The 18,962-nt window shown below is 70.5% G+C and carries 14 protein-coding genes; 1 reads left to right on the top strand and 13 read right to left on the bottom strand.

The genetic code is table 11. The features are described 5' to 3' along the window. Positions 1 to 769: 769 nt before the first annotated feature. Positions 770 to 3,961, top strand: a complete 3,192-nt coding sequence (gene ileS, locus ACZ63I_RS34095) for an isoleucine--tRNA ligase (protein WP_469343356.1) — start codon at positions 770 to 772, stop codon at positions 3,959 to 3,961. A gap of 650 nt (positions 3,962 to 4,611) precedes the next feature. On the opposite strand, the gene ACZ63I_RS34090 is transcribed toward ileS, so the two are convergent. From ACZ63I_RS34090 to ACZ63I_RS34030, 13 genes are all read right to left on the bottom strand, one after another. Then, a complete protein-coding gene (locus tag ACZ63I_RS34090) occupies positions 4,612 to 5,847 on the bottom strand; it encodes a DivIVA domain-containing protein (RefSeq protein ID WP_041990711.1) in 1,236 nt (411 codons plus the stop codon). 49 nt (positions 5,848 to 5,896) lie between these two features. After that, a complete protein-coding gene (locus ACZ63I_RS34085) occupies positions 5,897 to 6,193 on the bottom strand; it encodes a YggT family protein (RefSeq protein ID WP_469343355.1) in 297 nt (98 codons plus the stop codon). A gap of 69 nt (positions 6,194 to 6,262) precedes the next feature. Continuing rightward, positions 6,263 to 6,871: a cell division protein SepF gene (locus ACZ63I_RS34080; protein ID WP_469343353.1), complete on the bottom strand. Its 609-nt coding sequence runs from the start codon at positions 6,869 to 6,871 to the stop codon at positions 6,263 to 6,265. Positions 6,872 to 6,994: 123 nt separating this feature from the next. Further along, positions 6,995 to 7,714 (bottom strand): YggS family pyridoxal phosphate-dependent enzyme, encoded by a 720-nt coding sequence (locus ACZ63I_RS34075; protein ID WP_469343351.1) that lies wholly within the window; start codon positions 7,712 to 7,714, stop codon positions 6,995 to 6,997. Between the two features lie 7 nt (positions 7,715 to 7,721). Beyond that, the gene (gene pgeF, locus ACZ63I_RS34070) at positions 7,722 to 8,468 is read right to left on the bottom strand and encodes a peptidoglycan editing factor PgeF (protein ID WP_469343350.1); all 747 of its coding nucleotides are present in this window, start codon (positions 8,466 to 8,468) and stop codon (positions 7,722 to 7,724) included. Beyond that, positions 8,465 to 9,673, bottom strand: coding sequence for a cell division protein FtsZ (gene ftsZ / locus ACZ63I_RS34065; RefSeq protein WP_469343348.1), 1,209 nt, complete (start codon positions 9,671 to 9,673; stop codon positions 8,465 to 8,467). The genes pgeF and ftsZ overlap by 4 nt, the downstream gene beginning before the upstream one ends. A 276-nt stretch (positions 9,674 to 9,949) precedes the next feature. Beyond that, on the bottom strand, positions 9,950 to 10,741 hold the full coding sequence (locus ACZ63I_RS34060) for a cell division protein FtsQ/DivIB (RefSeq protein WP_469343346.1): 792 nt from the start codon (positions 10,739 to 10,741) through the stop codon (positions 9,950 to 9,952). Between the two features lie 20 nt (positions 10,742 to 10,761). Then, on the bottom strand, positions 10,762 to 11,856 hold the full coding sequence (gene murG, locus ACZ63I_RS34055; protein WP_469343344.1) for an undecaprenyldiphospho-muramoylpentapeptide beta-N-acetylglucosaminyltransferase: 1,095 nt from the start codon (positions 11,854 to 11,856) through the stop codon (positions 10,762 to 10,764). Between the two features lie 6 nt (positions 11,857 to 11,862). Beyond that, entirely contained in the window at positions 11,863 to 13,266 is a 1,404-nt protein-coding gene (ftsW, locus tag ACZ63I_RS34050; protein WP_469343343.1) for a putative lipid II flippase FtsW, read from the bottom strand. Between the two features lie 44 nt (positions 13,267 to 13,310). After that, positions 13,311 to 14,744 (bottom strand): UDP-N-acetylmuramoyl-L-alanine--D-glutamate ligase, encoded by a 1,434-nt coding sequence (gene murD, locus ACZ63I_RS34045; RefSeq protein ID WP_469343341.1) that lies wholly within the window; start codon positions 14,742 to 14,744, stop codon positions 13,311 to 13,313. After that, complete coding sequence (gene mraY / locus ACZ63I_RS34040; protein ID WP_469343339.1) at positions 14,741 to 15,811, bottom strand: phospho-N-acetylmuramoyl-pentapeptide-transferase; 1,071 nt, start codon at positions 15,809 to 15,811, stop codon at positions 14,741 to 14,743. Before mraY ends, murD begins: the two co-directional genes overlap by 4 nt. Further along, complete coding sequence (locus tag ACZ63I_RS34035) at positions 15,808 to 17,238, bottom strand: UDP-N-acetylmuramoyl-tripeptide--D-alanyl-D-alanine ligase (RefSeq protein ID WP_469343337.1); 1,431 nt, start codon at positions 17,236 to 17,238, stop codon at positions 15,808 to 15,810. The genes mraY and ACZ63I_RS34035 overlap by 4 nt, the downstream gene beginning before the upstream one ends. Before the next feature lie 4 nt (positions 17,239 to 17,242). Continuing rightward, the gene (locus tag ACZ63I_RS34030; protein ID WP_469343336.1) at positions 17,243 to 18,952 is read right to left on the bottom strand and encodes a UDP-N-acetylmuramoyl-L-alanyl-D-glutamate--2,6-diaminopimelate ligase; all 1,710 of its coding nucleotides are present in this window, start codon (positions 18,950 to 18,952) and stop codon (positions 17,243 to 17,245) included. Positions 18,953 to 18,962 lie beyond the last annotated feature (10 nt).

Here is an 18,962-nt window from a genome sequence, read left to right as displayed (position 1 = left end):
GTGCGGCCTTCTTCGCCGCGGCTTTCCTCGCCGGCCGCTTCTTCTTCGCCGGCGTCTTGTCCGCCGGTGCCGTGCCCTCAGGCGACCGCTCGGACGGCGGCTTCTTCGCCGCCTTCTTCGCCGCCGCCTTGCTCGCGGCTGAGTCGTTCGCGGCGGACTTCTTCGCCACCATGCCGCGGCCCCTTCACATTTTGTGATCTTGCGCGCAAATCGTGTTGGGACGATAAATCGACATCGCCCCCGCGGCAACGGGGCACGCCGCCGCCACGGGCCTCCCCCTGTCGTGACAAGACACGCCTCCAAGCGTTGTGCCCAGCTCCCCGCCCGGTAATCCGCCGCCACGCGGCTGCCGGGAGCGACCTGCTACGTCATGACCGTTCGGGTCACGCGCTGCGCCGTATGCCGACCTGGGGCCGGGCCCGCCGCCGGCCTCGCCGCCGGCCGGAAAAATCGGGTCTGCCCGCGCCGCGCGGGACCGTACACTGGCCTCAGCGAAAGGCGTGGATGGGGACGAGTAGCGTCGTAAGCGGCCATGAGCGACCCGGGGACGGTGCGAGCCCGGGGGCACAGCGCGAAGTGAAGGATCACCCCGGAGCCGCCGGAAGAAAGTGCCGGTCCTCGGTGGACAGGCGCGAGTAGAACCGGCAGCGCGACCCCAATGAGGGGGCTGCGGGCGGCGTACGCCCGGGGCCAAGGAGGGTGGTACCGCGGGAGCCCAGCTCTCGTCCCTTCGACGGAGACGACGCAGTTCCGCCGGAGGAAGCGACCGATGACCACGCCAGCGACACCCGCGACACCCCTGACCCCGCCGACGCCGCCGCTCTACCGCCAGGTGCCCGCGCAGGTCGACCTGCCCGCCCTTGAGCACGCCGTACTCGACTTCTGGCGCGACGCCAAGGTGTTCGCCAAGAGCCTCGACCAGTCGGAGGGCCGCCCCGAGTGGGTCTTCTACGAGGGCCCGCCCACCGCCAACGGCATGCCGGGCGCGCACCACATCGAGGCCCGCGTCTTCAAGGACGTCTTCCCGCGCTTCCGCACCATGCGCGGCTACCACGTCGCGCGCAAGGCCGGCTGGGACTGCCACGGGCTGCCGGTCGAGCTGGCCGTCGAGAAGGAACTGGGCTTCAACGGCAAGAAGGACATCGAGGCGTACGGCATCGCCGAGTTCAACGCCAAGTGCCGCGAGTCGGTCACCCGGCACACGGACGCCTTCGCCGAGCTGACGACCCGCATGGGGTACTGGACCGACCTCGACGACGCGTACCGGACGATGGACCCGGAGTACGTCGACTCCGTCTGGTGGTCGCTGAAGGAGATCTTCGACAAGGGCCTGCTGACCCAGGACTACCGGGTCTCCCCCTGGTGCCCGCGCGACGAGACGGGGCTGTCCGACCACGAGCTGGCGCAGGGGTACGAGACGATCGTCGACCCCTCCGTCTTCGTCCGCTTCCCGCTGACCTCGGGCCCGCTCGCCGGCGACGCCGCGCTGCTCGTCTGGACGACCACCCCGTGGACGCTGGTGTCCAACACCGCCGTCGCCGCGCACCCCGACGTCACGTATGTCGTCGCGACGGACGGCACGGAGCGCCTGGTCGTCGCCGAGCCGCTGCTGGAGAAGGCGCTGGGCGAGGGCTGGGAGCGCACCGGGCAGTCCTTCACCGGCCGCCAGATGGAGCGCTGGACGTACCAGCGCCCCTTCACGCTCATCGACTTCCCCGCCGACAGCCCGGCGCACTACGTCGTCAACGCCGAGTACGTGACGACGGAGGACGGCACGGGCCTGGTGCACCAGTCCCCCGCCTTCGGCGAGGACGACCTGAAGGTCTGCCGCTCGTACGGTCTGCCGGTGGTCAACCCGATCCGGCCGAACGGCACGTTCGAGGAGAGCGTGCCGCTCGTCGGCGGCGTCTTCTTCAAGAAGGCCGACGAGGCGCTGACCGAGGATCTGCGCGCGCGCGGACTGCTGCTGCGTCATGTGCCGTACGAGCACAGCTACCCGCACTGCTGGCGCTGCCACACCGCGCTCCTCTATTACGCGCAGCCGTCCTGGTACATCAGGACGACCGCGGTCAAGGAGCGGCTGCTGGCGGAGAACGAGAAGACGAACTGGTTCCCCGACTCGGTCAAGCACGGCCGGTACGGCGACTGGCTGGACAACAACGTCGACTGGGCGCTGTCGCGCAGCCGTTACTGGGGCACGCCGCTGCCGATCTGGCGCTGCGCCGACAACCACCTCACCTGCGTGGGCTCGCGCGCCGAGCTGACCGAGCTGACCGGCACCGACCAGTCGTCGCTCGACCCGCACCGCCCGTACATCGACGAGGTCGTCTTCGGCTGCCCGGAGTCCGGCTGCGAACTGACGGCGACGCGCGTGCCCGAGGTCATCGACGCCTGGTACGACTCGGGTTCGATGCCGTTCGCGCAGTGGGGCTACCCGCACAAGAACAAGGACCTGTTCGAGAAGCGCTACCCGGCGCAGTTCATCTCGGAGGCGATCGACCAGACGCGTGGCTGGTTCTACACGCTGATGGCGGTCGGCACGCTGGTCTTCGACAAGTCGTCGTACGAGAACGTGGTCTGCCTCGGCCACATCCTCGCCGAGGACGGCCGCAAGATGTCCAAGCACCTCGGCAACATCCTGCAGCCGATCCCGCTGATGGACCAGCACGGCGCGGACGCGGTGCGGTGGTTCATGGCGGCGGGCGGCTCGCCGTGGTCGGCGCGGCGCGTCGGTGACGGCACGATCCAGGAGGTCGTGCGCAAGACGCTGCTGACGTACTGGAACACGGTCGCCTTCCAGGCGCTCTACGCCCGTACGTCGCTGTGGGCCCCCTCGGACGCCGACCCGACGCCGGCCGACCGGCCGCTGCTGGACCGCTGGCTGCTGAGCGAACTGCACGCGCTGGTCGACCAGTCGACGCAGGCGCTGGAGGCGTACGACACGCAGCGCGCCGGCAAGCTGCTGTCGGCGTTCGTCGACGACCTGTCGAACTGGTACGTGCGCCGCTCGCGCCGCCGGTTCTGGCAGGGCGACAAGGCGGCGCTGCGGACGCTGCACGACGTGGTCGAGACGGTGACCCGGCTGATGGCGCCGCTGACCCCGTTCATCACGGAGCGGGTCTGGCAGGACGTGGTCGTCCCGGTGACCCCGGACGCGCCCGAGTCCGTCCACCTGTCGGCCTGGCCGGAGGCGGACCTGGCGGCGATCGACCCGGAGCTGTCGAAGCAGATGCTGCTCGTCCGCCGCCTGGTGGAGCTGGGCCGCGCGACACGTGCGGAGTCGGGGGTGAAGACCCGTCAGCCGCTGTCGCGCGCGCTGATCGCGGCGACGGGCTTCGACGCGCTCTCCGACGAGCTGCGCGCCCAGATCACCGAGGAGCTGAACGTGGCGGGCCTCGCGACGCTGTCGGAGGTCGGCGGCTCGCTGGTCGACACGACGGCGAAGGCCAACTTCCGCGCCCTGGGCAAGCGCTTCGGCAAGGGCGTCCAGGCGGTGGCCGCGGCCGTCGCCGCGGCGGACGCCGCGGCCCTGTCGGCGGCGCTGCGCGAGGGCACGGCGACGGTGACGGTCGACGGCGCCGAGGTCTCGCTGGCCCCGGACGAGGTCATCATCACCGAAACCCCCCGCGAGGGCTGGTCGGTGGCGTCCGACTCGGGCGCGACGGTCGCCCTGGACCTGGAGATCACCCCGGAACTCCGCCTGGCGGGCCTGGCCCGCGACGCGATCCGCCTGATCCAGGAGGCCCGCAAGAACAGCGGCCTGGACGTGGCGGACCGGATCGCGGTCCGCTGGACGTCCGAGTCGTCCCCAACAGAAGAGGCCCTCCGCGCCCACGCGGACCTGATCGCGGACGAGGTCCTGGCGCTGGACTTCGCGGCGGGGGCGCCGGACGACGCGTCGTACGGTGAGCCGTTCACGGACGAGGGGCTGTCGCTGACGTTCCACCTGCACAAGGTGTAACGGGCAGAGGGGCGGGCGGTCGGGGGCGCTGCGCGGGCAGTTCCCCTACCCGCCCCTTCCCGAAACCGGGGGCAGGCCCCCGGACCCCGCGGGGCGGTCCCGCTGCGCGGGGCCATTCCCCTACCCCGCCCCTTCCCGAAACCGGGGGCAAGCCCCCGGACCCCCACGGCGCCGACGCGGCGTTGCCGCGCGGCGCGCGGGCCGTTTCCGCCCCGCCTGCGGCGGGAGCCCGGGGCCCGCCCCGGGTTCGTTGCCGGGGCCCCGGTCCGTCAGGACGCGGCCCCCGCAACGCGCGTGCCCGCGCGCCGCGCCCCGGGCCCCCGGCTGTTCCCGGCCGGGGGGCCCGGGGCCGACCCCGGTTCCCACCCCCACCCCGCCGCAAGCGGCGCAGCCGCGCCTGCGGCGGGGGTTCGGGACCTCCCCCCGGCTGTCGTTGGGGGCCAGGGGCTTGCCCCGGTTTCCGCCGCCGGCGCGAGCGGCGCAGCCGCGGTGCGCCTGCGGGACGGGGTCCGGGGCTTGCCCCGGTTTCGGGAAGGGGCGGGGAGGGGAACGCCCCGCGCAGCGGGCACCGCAAAGGGCCGGGCCCGAGGTTTTCACCTCGGGCCCGGCCCTTTGCCTGCCGACGGCTACGCGCTACGCGCGCACCCCCGTCAGTTGTCGTCCTCGTCGATCAAGAAGCCGCGCATCGGCGACGGGGCCTGCTGCATCGGCTGCGGGGCCTGCGGCCGTACCGGGGCCATCGGCTGGGTCATCGCCGGCGACATCTGCTGCTGGCCGCCGTACGACGGGCCGGGGCCCGGACCGTGGCCGCCGCCCATGGACGGGTTGCCGCCCATGGTGTGACCCATCGCACCCGCACCGGCCGGAGCCATGGACGGCGACGGCGGCAGCGACGCGGCAGCGGGGGCGCGCGGCGGGGCCAGGGAGTCGTCGGCCTGGGTTTCGAGCTGGCGCAACTGGCTTTCCAGGTAGGACTTCAGACGGGTGCGGTACTCGCGCTCGAACCCGCGCAGGTCCTCGACCTTGCGCTCAAGCGTCGCGCGGGCGGACTCCAGCGAGCCCATCGCCACGCGGTGCTTCTCCTGCGCGTCCCGCTCCAGCGCGTCCGCCTTGGCGCGGGCGTCACGCTCCAGGCCCTCGGCGCGGCTGCGCGCCTCGCCGACGATCTTGTTGGCTTCGGAGCGCGCCTCGGCGATCGCCTGGTCCGCTGTCTGCTGGGCGAGCGAGAGGACTCGGGCAGCGCTGTCGCCGCCGGGGCCCTGTCCTGGCTGGCCCATTCCCGGGTGGCCGCCCATGGGGCCGCCCATCGGTCCACCCATGGGACCGCCCTGCATCTGCTGGCCCTGCATGGGGCCGCCTTGCATGGGACCGCCCTGCATCGGGCCGCCCTGCATGGGTCCACCCTGCATGGGACCGCCCTGCATCGGGCCGCCCTGCATGGGTCCACCCTGCATCGGGCCGCCCTGCATCGGACCGGGGCCGTGCTGCTGCTGGCCGCGCGGGTCGTGGCCCTGGGGTCCATGGCCCTGCGGACCGTGGGCACTCGGGCCTGCCGGGAGCTGCGGGGCACCGCCGGGCAACTGGGGCGGACCCATCTGCGGGGGCTGCTGCTGGACCGGCGGGCCGGATATGGCCGCTGGAACGGGACCGCCGGTGCGATCCTGCGGTTCTGGCGGCTTTCGCATGCCCTGCTGCTGTTGGTTCTGCGCGGCGGCACGCGTCGCGGCGGCCAGCTTGGCGCGCAGATCCTCGTTCTCGCGGAGCAGGCGGGTCAGTTCGGCCTCGACCTCGTCGAGGAAGGCATCGACCTCGTCCTCGTCATAGCCTTCTCGGAGGCGGACGGTCGTGAACTGCTTGTTCCGCACGTCCTCGGGGGTCAGCGGCATCTCTTCTTCACCTCTACGTAGTCGTCGGCAGTCGGCAAGACCGTATCGTTCACACGCTGCTCGCAAGACTGCTTACGAGCGAGATCAGGATGTACACGATGATCATCAGAACGAAGAAGGACAGGTCGAGTGCCACGCCCCCGAGACGCAACGGCGGAATGAACCGCCGCAGAAGCTTGAGCGGTGGATCGGTGACAGTGTAGGTGGCCTCAAGAACGACCACCATCGCCTTGCCTGGTTGCCATGAACGCGCGAACTGGAAGACGTAGTCCATGACCAGCCGGAAAATCAGCACGATGAGGAAGCACATCAGCGCGATGTAGACCACCTGCAGCGCTACGCCCATCCCGCGCTTCCCTCTCCCCTGGCTCTGCCTTGGCCCGGCCTCGCGGCCGGGTCGTTCCCGGTGTGGTTCTCAGCTCTGGTTGAAGAATCCGCCCTCTGCGATGCGGGCCTTGTCCTCCGCCGTGACATCGACGTTAGCAGGAGACAGCAGGAACACCTTCTGCGTCACCCGCTCAATGCTGCCATGAAGACCGAAGACGAGACCCGCGGCAAAGTCGACAAGTCGCTTCGCGTCGGTGTCGTCCATCTCGGTCAAGTTCATGATCACCGGCGTGCCTTCGCGGAAGTGTTCCCCGATGGTACGGGCCTCGTTGTAGGTCCGCGGGTGCAGTGTGGTGATGCGATAGGGCTCCCGCTCGGACACGACCTTGGGCATGATCACCGGTGCGTTCTTCTCCAGGCTCGGGCGTTCAGGTGTGATGGATGCCACGGGGGCGATTCGTGCCGGACGTCCGCTTTCTGCCGCTAGCGGCACCGACTCCCGCTCGCGCTGGGCGGGTGGTTGGGCCATGCGCACCGGTTCATCCCGCTCCTGGTGCACCGGCTGGTGGCGCCGATGCTCCCGCTCGGGTTCCGGCTCGGGTTCGAAGTCGTCGTCGGGGTCGAAACCCCGGCCGTCGTACCCATCGTCCTCCACGAGGCCGAGGTAGACCGCCATCTTGCGCATCGCGCCGGCCATGCTCTGGGTCCTCCGCTCTGTGGTGGATCGGCCTCGTCACCAAGTGCCCTCGATCCACTCGGTCCATCCGCCTTACGGCGAAATGACCATATTTTCTACTGTGGTCCGACTTGCTTCGCGACGTTACCCGAGCAGGGGTCGGACTCCGAGTACCGCCGTACCGACGCGCACATGTGTCGCACCCGCCTTCACGGCTTCTTCGAGGTCCGCGCTCATCCCTGCTGAGACCATGTTCGCAGCCGGAAGGGCCGCGCGCAGGCCGGATGACAATTCCAGCAGGCGCTCGAACGCGGCCCGTTGCCGACCCGCGTACGGTCCGGCGAGCGGCGCGACGGTCATCAGACCGCCGAGCCGCAGTCCCGGGGCTTCGGCCACCGCGGTGGCCAACTCCTCGATCCCGTCGGGCGCCACGCCGCCGCGCGATCCGCGCGCGCCGGACTCGGCGTCGAGTGCGACCTGGATCAGGCAGCCGAGTTCGCGCCCGGTGCGTACCGCGGCCCCCGACAGCGCCGTGACAAGCTTGAGCCGATCGACAGACTGCACCACGTCGGCGTAACTGGCTACGGAACGGACCTTGTTCGTCTGCAATTGGCCGACGAAGTGCCAAGTGAGCGACAAATCCGAACAAGCGGCGGCTTTCGGGGCGGCGTCCTGGTCGCGGTTCTCGGCGACGTGCCGGACCCCCAGCTCGTGCAGGAGTCGGACGTCGCTCGCGGGGTAGGTCTTGGTCACGACGATCAAGGTCACCTCGTCCCGCCGCCGGCCGGCTTCGGCGCAGGCGGTGGAGATACGTTCCTCCACCGTGGCGAGGTTCCTGGTGAGTTCGGCTCTTCGGTCGGTCATCGCGGTATCAGTCCAGCCAGACATAGCCGGCGAGCCGCCCGGTCGTGCGGTCGCGGCGGTACGAGTAGTGATCGGCCGACTCCCGGGTGCAGAACGCGGAGCGCCCGCGGTCCTGGACGCCGAGCGCGTCGAGTTGCGCGTGCACACCCTCGGTCACATCGACGGCCGGGGTGCCCCAACTGGTCTCGGCCCAGGCGGCGGGGACCGTCCGCGCCACCTCGGCCCGCATCTGCTCCGGCACCTCGTAGCAGCGCCCGCAGACCGCGGGTCCGGTACGCGCGGTGATCCGGGCCGGATCCGCGCCCAGTGTGATCATCTTCTCGACGGTGGCGGGAACGACTCCGGCGACCAGTCCGGGCCGGCCGGCATGCGCCGCGGCCGCGATCCCGGCGACCGGATCGGCCAGCAGGACGGGCACGCAGTCCGCGGTGAGCACCGCGAGGGCGAGACCGCGCCGCCGGGTGACGAGCGCGTCGACCGCCGGGATCTCGCCGTCGGCGGCGGACTGCCACGGCTCGTCGACCACGGCGACGTCCCTGCCGTGCACCTGGTTCATCCAGACGACCAGCGCGGGGTCGAGCCCGAGGGACTTCGCCGCCGTCTCGCGGTTCGCCAGGACGGCGGCGGGGTCGTCGCCGACCGCGCCGCCGAGGTTGAGCTCCTCGTACGGAGCGGCGCTCACCCCGCCCCACCTGTCGGTGAAGGCGAAGTGCGCGCCGCCCTTCGAACTGACGTCGGTGATCGGACTTATCACTTCAAGAAGTCCGGGACGTCCAGCTCTTCGGCCTGGCTGTCCTGGTACGGACGGGCCGGCGGGACCTGGGGCGAGCTGACCGGCGGGAGCGGCTTCTCGTTGACCGGCGCGGGGTCGGCCTGGACCGGCTTCTCCTCGCGCGGCGGCACCGTGCCGAGCCCGCTCGTGGAGCGGCCGCCGTCCGTGCTCCTGACCGGGGCCGGCTGCTCGTCGCGCTTGCCCGAGGCACCGAGCACGGTCTCGCGCCGGGTCGGCGGCTGTCCGCCGTCGAAGCCCGCCGCGATCACGGTGACCCGCACCTCGTCGCCCAGGGCGTCGTCGATGACGGCGCCGAAGATGATGTTGGCCTCGGGGTGGGCCGCCTCGCTCACCAACTGCGCCGCCTCGTTGATCTCGAAGAGACCGAGGTCGCTGCCGCCGGAGATGGAGAGCAGCACGCCGCGCGCGCCGTCGATGGACGCTTCGAGGAGCGGCGAGGAGATCGCCATCTCGGCTGCGGCCACCGCGCGGTCGTCGCCGCGCGCCGAGCCGATACCCATGAGCGCCGAGCCGGCCTCCGACATCACGGACTTGACGTCGGCGAAGTCGAGGTTGATCAGACCGGGCGTGGTGATGAGGTCGGTGATGCCCTGAACACCCGACAGCAGCACCTGGTCGGCCGACTTGAACGCGTCGAGGACGCTGACCTGACGGTCCGAGATGGACAGCAGCCGGTCGTTGGGGATGACGATGAGGGTGTCGACCTCTTCGCGGAGTTCGGCGATGCCGTCCTCCGCCTGGTTCGCCCTGCGCCGGCCCTCGAAGGTGAACGGCCGGGTGACCACACCGATCGTGAGCGCGCCGAGCGAGCGTGCGATGTTGGCGACGACGGGTGCGCCGCCGGTGCCTGTGCCGCCACCTTCGCCTGCGGTGACGAAGACCATGTCGGCCCCCTTGAGGACCTCCTCGATCTCCTCACGGTGGTCTTCTGCCGCCTTACGACCGACTGCCGGATTGGCTCCGGCGCCGAGGCCACGGGTGAGTTCCCTGCCGACGTCGAGCTTGACGTCGGCGTCGCTCATCAACAGGGCTTGCGCGTCCGTGTTGATCGCGATGAACTCGACACCCTTGAGGCCGACCTCGATCATTCGGTTGATGGCATTGACACCACCGCCGCCGACACCGATGACCTTGATGACTGCGAGGTAGTTCTGCGGTGCTGCCACGTCGAAGGCCTCTCGCCTCAAGTTACGTGTCGTCGCTCCGCCGATGTGGCGCCGCGACGACTGATGCCGATGGGACGGTCCGAAACGCCGACCCAAACCCTAACGTTGAAGTTTAGGGTTACCAGTGTGTCTGCTTCTTTGACTCTTCCGAACAGGACACTAAGTCGACAAGTGGCGCACGTTCAACGAACACGCCGAACCTCCCGTTTTTCTTTTCACCCTATGTGATCACCCATAGCGCTGACCAACCAGGGTGGTGGCCAGCACATATACCCGTCAACTCCCTGACGCGGCAGGCGCGGTGGGCGCGCTCACATCGAAGTGATCAGCCTTCGGAACTGCTTTCATCAACGCGGTGAGCGCACGCGCCTTGGCCGCACCGTCCTCGCTGCTTCCCCACATCACCGTACGGCCCCCGCTCAACTCAAGAGAGATCGAGTCGTACGAACGCACGTGCAAAGTCCTGGTGTCCGCCGCGACCTTGCCGGGCAGCGCCCGGCGGATCGCGACCGCCTCACGGACCAGCCGGGTGCTGGTGAAGCGCTGTTGGGCCGTCGACTGAGCCACCGTCAATTCGAGCAGCGGTACGCCCTTGGGCGCCTTCTCCACAGTGGCGAAACGCACTCCCCCGGCGTCCACTTCGATGAACTTTGCGCTCTTTTCGATGAGCAGTGCGGGCTTTCGTTCGACCACATTCAGCGTGATGCCGTGCGGCCAAGAACGTTCGGCCGCCACGGAGTCGATACGCGGCAGCTTCTGCCGGACCCTGGCCTCAATCGCGTCCGTGTCGACGGAAATCAGCGGCGATCCCATCGGTACGGCCGCCGCTTCGGCGACCTGGCCGGGAGTCAGCACTTCGGTGCCGGAAGTCTTCACCCGGTCGACCCGCAGCCACGAAGAACCGTAAAGCAGCCAGATTCCGCCGGCGAGAACCAGAACCGCGGCAATCAATACGACGATCACACGACGGCTGGGAATCCGCCTGGCGGGCCCCTCCGGCCCCCCGTCGGGGCGGCCGGACTCCGACTGCGGTCGCGCGCCGCGCTCGGCGGTCGACGGTCCGGCCATGCTCCCTGCCTCTCCGCCTCCTACGCCTGACGGCGTGCGGCGATCGCCTCGTACACCATGCCGACGAGCAGGTCGTCGGCGTCCCTGCGGCCGAACTCGGAGGCCGCGCGGGACATCTCGTACAGCCGGTGCGGATCGGCGAGCACCGGGAGCACATTGCCCTGCACCCACTCGGGAGTGAGATCGGCGTCGTCGACCAGCAGCCCGCCGCCGGCCTTCACCAGCGGCTGGGCGTTGAGCCGCTGTTCGCCGTTGCCGATCGGCAACGGGACGTAGGCGGCGGGCAGCCCGACCGCCGAGAGTTCGGCGACGGTCATCGCGCCCGCGCGGCAGAGCATCATGTCGGCAGCGGCGTACGCGAGATCCATCCGGTCCACATACGGTACCGGGACATAGGGCGGCATCCCCGGCATGTTGTCCACATGCGGCAATTCGTTCTTCGGACCGACCGCGTGCAGGATCTGGATCCCGGAGCGCTGGAGCGTCGGCGCGATCTGCTGGACGACCTCGTTGAGCCGGCGCGCGCCCTGCGAACCGCCGGAGACGAGCAGCGTCGGCAGGTTGGGGTCGAGCCCGAAGGCGGCGCGCGCCTCGGGCCGCACCTTGGCGCGGTCGAGGATCGCGATCGTACGGCGCAGCGGGATGCCGATGTAACGGGCGCCCCGCAGCTTGCTGTCCGGGGTCGAGACGGCCACGGCCGCCGCGTACCGGGAGCCGATCTTGTTGGCCAGGCCGGGCCGCGCGTTGGCCTCGTGGACGATGATCGGCACACCGAGCCGCTTGGCGGCGAGATAGCCGGGCAGCGCCACATAGCCGCCGAAGCCCACGACGCAGTCGGCTTTGGTGCGTTCCAGGATCTGCTCGGCGGCCTTGATCGTGCCGCGCAGCCGCCCGGGGACGGTGATCAGCTCGGGTGTTGGCCTGCGGGGCAGCGGTACGGCGGGGATCAGCCCCAGTTCGTACCCGCGCTCGGGTACGAGCCTGGTCTCGAGCCCGCGTTCCGTACCGAGGGCCGTGATCCCCACGGTGGGGTCCTGCCTGCGCAGGGCATCCGCGAGGGCGAGCGCCGGCTCGATATGACCGGCGGTCCCCCCACCTGCGAGTACGACATGCACCGAAATTCACCGCTCTCCGGACGGACGCTTCTTGACGCGCCGTCTCATCGTCTTCCATCTCGCCCCGGCACGCTTGTTCCTGCCGAAGACAGGCTGCCGCATGGCCAGGGCCGCCTTCGCCGCGGGATCCTCTCGCGCGAAGGCGATCAGCAGCCCGACGGCGAACATCGTCGGCAGCAGGGCCGACCCTCCGTAGGAGAACAGCGGCAGCGGGACCCCGGCGATCGGCAGAAGGCCGAGCACCGCACCGATGTTCACCACGGCCTGAGCCGTGATCCAGGTGGTCACACCTCCTGCCGCGTACCTCACGAAGGGGTCCTCCGTGCGTCCGGCCACGCGGATACCCGCATAGCCTAGAGCCGCGAAGAGGGCGAGCACCGACAGCGTCCCCGCAAGACCCAGTTCCTCCCCGGTGATGGCGAAAATGAAGTCGGTGTGCGGTTCGGGCAGTTGGCCCCACTTCTCCACACTCGCACCGAGACCGGAACCGAACCATCCGCCTGATGCCAGAGCATAGATGCCGTGGACGGCCTGCCAGCACTGGTCGTCGGGACCGGACTCGCTGGCGCCGATGCAGCCGAGCCTGCCCATCCGGTTGGGGCTGGTCTTGATGAGCATGGCCCCGACCGCGAGGGCCACGGCCAGCACGGCCCCGAACAGCCGGGTGGGCGCGCCTGCCAGCCACAGCAGGCCGAAGAGGATGGCGGTCAGGATGATCGCCGTACCCATGTCGCCGCCGAGCATGATCAGACCGAGCAGCATGAAGGCGACGGGGACGAGCGGCACCAGCAGGTGCTTCCACTGGGTCAGCAGGTTCTTGTCCTGTTTGCGGGTGAGCAGATCCGCTCCCCACAGGATCAGCGCCAGCTTGCCGAACTCGCTGGGCTGGAGCTGGAAAGGGCCGCCCAGGGAGAGCCAGTTCTGGTTTCCGTTGACCGACTGCCCTATCCCCGGGACCTGTACGAGCGCCATCAGGAAGACCGTGCCTGCGAGCAGCGGATAGGCCAGCGCCCGGTGGAGTTTGGCGGGCATCCGGGAGGCGACGAGCAGCAGCCCGCCGCCGATGAGGGCGGCGAGCAGTTGTTTGCGGAAGAAGTACGAGGCGGGCAGCGACAGCTCAAGTGCCTTGATCATCGAGGCGCTGTAGACCATCACCAGACCCAGCACGGTGATCAGCGAGGCGCTGCCGAGGATCAGGTAGTACGCGGTGAGCGGCCGGTCCCAGGTGCGGCGGGCGTTCTCGTAGAAGCCGCGTACCCCGCCGCCGCGCGGCGGGCGGGGCCTGCTGCCGCTCGCGCCGCCGCGGCGGGCGCTCGGCGGGCGGCGGACGGCCGCACCCGCCGAGCGGCTGCGCAGTGCGAGCCTGCGCCCTGCGGCGATGTCGGGTCCCGCACTGTCGTCAGCCGGCATCGTCGCTGTCCCCTCCGGTCGGGCCTGCGGTGCGGCCGCTGGTGTCAGGCGTGCTCGGCGGCGAGTGCGCGGACCGCGTCAGTGAACGCCTCGCCCCGCTTGTTGTAATTGGCGAACATGTCCATCGAGGCGCAGGCCGGGGCCATCAGTACGGTGTCCCCCGGCTGTGCGAGCCGCGCCGCTTCGCGTACCGCGGCCGACATCGCACCAGTGTCGGTCCGTTCGACGTCCACGACAGGGACTTCGGGGGCGTGTCGCGCGAGGGCTTCGCGGATGAGCGCCCGGTCGGCGCCGATCAGCACCGCACCGCGCAGCCGCTTCGCCGAGCGGGCGACGAGTTCGTCGAAGGTCGCGCCCTTGGCGAGGCCGCCGGCGATCCACACGATCGGCTCGTAGGCCGCCAGGGACGCCTCGGCCGCATGGGTGTTGGTGGCCTTGGAGTCGTCCACGAAGCTCACGCCGGCGACGTCGGCGACATGCTCGATGCGGTGCGCGTCGGGGCGGAACGCGCGCAGTCCGTCGCGTACGGCGGTGGGTTCGACGCCGTAGGCGCGGGCGAGGGCTGCGGCCGCGAGGGCGTTGGCGATGTTGTGCGGGGCCGGCGGGTCGACGTCGGAGACGTGGGCCAGTTCCTGCGCCTGCTCCCTGCGGTTGTCGACGAACGCGCGGTCGACCAGGATCCCGTCCACGACGCCGAGTTGGGAGGGCGCGGGGGTGCCGAGGGTGAATCCGACGGCCCGGCAGCCCTCTTCGACGTCGGCGGCGCGCACCAGGTCCTCGGTGGCCGGGTCGGCGGCGTTGTAGACGCAGGCGACGCGGTTGCCCTCGTAGACGCGGCCCTTGTCGGCCGCGTACGCCTCCATGGAGCCGTGCCAGTCGAGATGGTCGGGGGCGAGGTTGAGTACGGCGGCCGAGTGGACGCGCAGGCTCGGCGCCCAGTGGAGCTGGTAGCTGGAGAGTTCGACGGCGAGGACGTCGTACGTCTCGTCGCCGGTGACCGCGTCGAGCAGCGAGACGCCGATGTTGCCGACGGCGGCCGTACGCAGCCCGGCCGCGGCCAGGATGGCGGCGAGCATCCTGACGGTCGTCGTCTTGCCGTTGGTGCCTGTGACGGCCAGCCAGGGGGCCGCGTCGGGGCCGCGCAGCCGCCACGCCAGCTCGACGTCGCCCCAGATCTCCACGCCCGCGGCGGCTGCCGCGGCGAAGAGCGGCTTGTCCGGCTGCCAGCCGGGGGCGGTGACGACGAGTTCGGTGCCCGCGGGCAGGGTGTCGCCGTCGCCGAGGCGCACGGTGACGCCGAGCGGTTCGAGTTCGGCGGCCTGGGCGCGCGCGCGTTCGTCGTCGCTGTCGTTGACGACGGTGACGTCGGCGCCGAGTCCGCGCAGCACCCGGGCCGCGGGCAGTCCGGAGACGCCGAGTCCGGCGACGGTGACCCGCTTGCCGTGCCAGTCCGCCGGCTCAGGTTGCGGCGCGGTCACTTCTGGGCCGCCCAGCCGGCGTAGAAGAGGCCGAGGCCGACGATCACGCACATGCCCTGGATGATCCAGAAGCGGACCACGACAAGGACTTCGGACCACCCCTTGAGTTCGAAGTGGTGCTGGAGCGGCGCCATCCGGAAGACCCGCCTGCCGGTGGTCTTGAACGAACCGACCTGGATGACCACGGACATGGTGATCAGGACGAAGAGACCGCCGAGCAGGGCGATCAGGAACTCGGTGCGGGAGCAGATGGCGAGGCCGGCGAGCGCGCCGCCGAGCGCCAGCGATCCGGTGTCGCCCATGAAGATCTTGGCCGGTGAGGTGTTCCACCACAGGAAGCCGAAGCAGGAGCCCATCAGGGCGGAGGCGACCACCGCCAGGTCCAGCGGATCTCGTACCTGGAAACAGGCGTTGGGATTGGTCAGCGTCGCCGCGTTGGCGCAGGACTCCTGGAACTGCCAGAGGCCGATGAAGGTGTAGGCGCCGAAGACCATCACGGAGGCGCCGGTCGCGAGGCCGTCGAGGCCGTCGGTGAGGTTCACCCCGTTCGACATCGCGAGGATCATGAACAGCGCCCAGACCACGAAGATCACCGGCCCGATCGACCAGCCGAAGTCCGAGACGAACGACAGCCGGGTCGACGCGGGGGTGTTGCCGCGGGCGTCGGCGAACTGGAGCGAGAGGACGGCGAAGGCGACGCCGACGATGAGCTGGCCCGCCATCTTCGCCTTGGCCCGCAGCCCCAGCGAGCGCTGCTTCACGATCTTGATGTAGTCGTCGAGGAAGCCGACGACCCCCATGCCGGTCATCAGGAACAGGACCAGCACGCCCGAGAACCGCATGTCCTCGCCGGTGATCACCTTCGCCAGGATGTAGGCGATCAGGGTGGCGAGGATGAAGGCGATGCCGCCCATGGTGGGCGTCCCCTTCTTGCTGCCGTGGGTGCGCGGGCCGTCGTCCCTGATGAACTGGCCGTATCCCTTGCGGGCCAGCAGCTTGATCAGCAGCGGCGTGCCGATCAGGGTCAGGAAGAGCCCGATGGCTCCCGCGAAGAGGATCTGCCTCATCGGCCGGCAACCTCACCCTCGGAGGTCGTCTCCAGCAGTGCCAGGGCCACCTGCTCAAGACCGGCCGACCTGGACGCCTTCACCAGCACGACATCTCCCGGACGCAGTTCACTGCGCAACAGGTCGACCGCCGCCCGCGCGTCGGACACGTGCACCGACTCCTCACCCCACGAACCCTCGTTGTAAGCGCCCAGTCGCAGCCAGGACGCCTCCCGGCCCCCGACTGCCACGAGCTTGCTGACGTTGAGCCGGACGGCGAGCCGTCCGACCGCGTCGTGCTCGGCGAGCGCGTCGTCACCCAGCTCGGCCATCGGGCCGAGCACCGCCCAGGTACGTCCCCCCGATGCCGTTGAGGCGCCGCCCATGGCGGCCAGCGCACGGAGCGCCGCTTTCATGGATTCGGGGTTCGCGTTGTAGGCGTCGTTGACGATCGTCACGCCGTCCGCGCGCTCGGTGACCTCCATACGCCAGCGGGAGAGGGATCCCGCCTCGGAGAGCGCATCTGCGATCTCGTCGACGGACATGCCCAACTCATGGGCGACGGCGGCCGCGGCGAGCGCGTTCGACACGTGGTGCTCACCGTACAGCCGCAGCGTCACGTCCCTGCACCCGGAGGGTGTTCGAAGCAGGAACGCGGCCTGTCCGGTGGGTGTGAGCCGGACGTTCTCTGCCCGTACGTCTGCTTCGTCGGACTCTCCGAAGAAGACTGTTCGAGCCTTGGTGCGGGATTTCATCGCGCGGACGAGCGGGTCGTCGGCGTTCAGTACGGCAACTCCGCCCGCCTCGGCGGCCGGCAGCGCCTCGACCATCTCGCCCTTCGCGACGGCGATGTTCTCGCGGCTGCCGAACTCGCCGATGTGGGCGCTGCCGACGTTCAGGACGAGGCCGATGCGCGGCGGGACGAGGCCGGTGAGGTAGCGGATGTCCCCGATGTAGCGCGCGCCCATCTCCAGGACGAGGTAGCGGGTGTCCTCGACGGCCCGCAGGGCGGTGATCGGCAGCCCGATCTCGTTGTTGAGGTTGCCCTCGGGAAAGACCGTGGGCCCGCTCCGCTGGAGGAGCTGGGCGATCAGGTCCTTGGTGCTGGTCTTGCCGGCGGACCCGGTGAGGGCGACGACGGTGGCACCGAGGCGTTCCACCACGGTGTTGGCGAGGGCGCCGAGGGCCTGTACGACGTCGTCCACGACGATGGCGGGCACCCCGACGGGCCGGGTGGCCAGCACGGCCACCGCGCCCGCCTCGACGGCGCCGCGCGCGTAGTCGTGGCCGTCGACCCGCTCCCCGGCGAAGGCGGCGAACAGGCTGCCGCTCTCCACCTTTCGGGAGTCGTAGACGACGGGTCCCGTGACGCGTACGGCCGGATCCGGTATGTCGTGGGACTGCCCGCCGACGATGGCGGCGATCTCGGCGATGGAGAGGGCGATCACTGGGTCATCCCTGACTGTTGTTCTCGTGACGACGGTGGTTCTCGTGACGGAGAGAGTTCTCGATGGCGGCGCGCAGGACCTGGCGGTCGTCGAAGGGGCGTACCACTCCGGCGATGTCCTGGCCCTGCTCGTGGCCCTTGCCCGCGACCAGTACGGTGTCGCCGGCTTCGGCGAGTGTCACCACCGCGGTGATGGCTGATTCCCGTTCGGCGTCGACCAGGACGGAGCCGCGTTCGTGGATGGGTACTTCGGCCGCGCCTGCGAGCATCGCCGCGATGATCGCGAGGGGGTCCTCGGAGCGCGGGTTGTCGGAGGTCAGTACGGCGGTGTCGGCGAGCCGGGCGGCTGCCGCGCCCATGGCGCCGCGCTTGTACTGGTCGCGGTCGCCGCCGCAGCCGAGGACGATGTGCAGCTTGCCCTCGGTGACCTTGCGCAGGGAGCGCAGGACGGACTCGACGGCGTCCGTCTTGTGCGCGTAGTCGACGACCGCGAGGTACGGCTGCCCCGCGTCCACGCGCTCCAGCCGGCCCGGTACGCCGGGGACGGCGGCGACGCCGTCGGCGGCCGTCTGTGGGTCGATCCCGGCGACGGCCAGGGTGACCACGGCGGCGAGGGTGTTCGCGACGTTGAAGGGGCCGGGCAGCGGGGCCTCGGCGCTGATCCGCTCGCCCTTGGGTCCGACGACGGTGAAGGCCGAGCGGTGGGAGCCCACTTCGACCTTCTCCGCGCGCCAGTCGGCGTCCGGGTGGCCCTCGGCCGAGAAGGTCGTGACGGGCACGGTCGCCTCGTCGACGAGCCTGCGGCCGTACTCGTCGTCGTAGTTGACCACGCCGACCTTGCTGAGCCGGGGGGTGAAGAGCTGGGCCTTGGCCTGGAAGTAGTCCTCCATGCCGGAGTGGAACTCCATGTGCTCGGGGCTGAGGTTGTTGAAGACGGCGACGTCGAAGACGCAGCCGTCGACCCGGCCGAGCACCAGCGCGTGGCTGGAGACCTCCATGGCGACGGAGTCGACCCCGCGCTCGCGCATGACGGCGAAGAGCGCCTGCAGGTCGGTGGCTTCGGGGGTGGTGCGCTCGGACTTGATGGCCTCGTCGTCGATCCGCATCTCGACGGTGCCGATCAGCCCGGTGCGGTGGCCGGCCCCGCGCAGACCGCCTTCGACGAGGTACGCCGTCGTGGTCTTGCCGGAGGTGCCGGTGATGCCGATCTGGAGCAGGTCGCGGCCGGGGTGCCCGTAGATCCCGGCGGCGAGTTCGCCCATGCTGCCCCGGGGGTCGGGAACGACCAGGACCGGCAGCCCGGTCGCCGCGGCGCGCTCGGCGCCCGCCGGGTCGGTCAGTACGGCGGTGGCGCCGAGGTCGGCGGCCTGGGCGGCGAAGTCGGCGCCGTGGAAGCGGGCGCCGGGCAGCGCCGCGTACACGTCCCCCGGGCGTACCGCCCGCGAGTCGTGGGTGATGCCGGTGACCTCCCCTTCGCCGAACTCGGCTGCGACGCCCAGTCGGGCGGCCAGTTCCGCGAGCGGGGTGGGGTGGACCCTGTCAGGACGAGGCGTCCCGGGATGGCTCACAAGGGTGTCCTTCGGGGCGGTTCGAAGCTGATCAGCGTGTGGCACGGCGGTGAGCGTACCGGGCGCTGCCGCCCCTGGGCCAAGCGCGCCCCGGGCGGTCTCGGTCGGGTCGGGTCGGTTCCCGGAATCGGAGGTGATGGTTGTCACTGGGCATTCC

This window comes from Streptomyces sp. NPDC087906 (assembly GCF_055584925.1).
This window is presented reverse-complemented; position numbering and strand designations above follow the sequence as displayed.

Coding starts and splice junctions, on each gene's coding strand:
- ACZ63I_RS34060 (WP_469343346.1), bottom strand. CDS start 10,741: ATGGCCGGACCGTCGACCGCCGAGCGCGGCGCGCGACCGCAGTCGGAG.
- ACZ63I_RS34090 (WP_041990711.1), bottom strand. CDS start 5,847: ATGCCGCTGACCCCCGAGGACGTGCGGAACAAGCAGTTCACGACCGTC.
- ileS (WP_469343356.1), top strand. CDS start 770: ATGACCACGCCAGCGACACCCGCGACACCCCTGACCCCGCCGACGCCG.
- ftsW (WP_469343343.1), bottom strand. CDS start 13,266: ATGCCGGCTGACGACAGTGCGGGACCCGACATCGCCGCAGGGCGCAGG.
- mraY (WP_469343339.1), bottom strand. CDS start 15,811: ATGAGGCAGATCCTCTTCGCGGGAGCCATCGGGCTCTTCCTGACCCTG.
- ACZ63I_RS34080 (WP_469343353.1), bottom strand. CDS start 6,871: ATGGCCGGCGCGATGCGCAAGATGGCGGTCTACCTCGGCCTCGTGGAG.
- ACZ63I_RS34085 (WP_469343355.1), bottom strand. CDS start 6,193: ATGGGCGTAGCGCTGCAGGTGGTCTACATCGCGCTGATGTGCTTCCTC.
- ACZ63I_RS34075 (WP_469343351.1), bottom strand. CDS start 7,714: ATGACCGACCGAAGAGCCGAACTCACCAGGAACCTCGCCACGGTGGAG.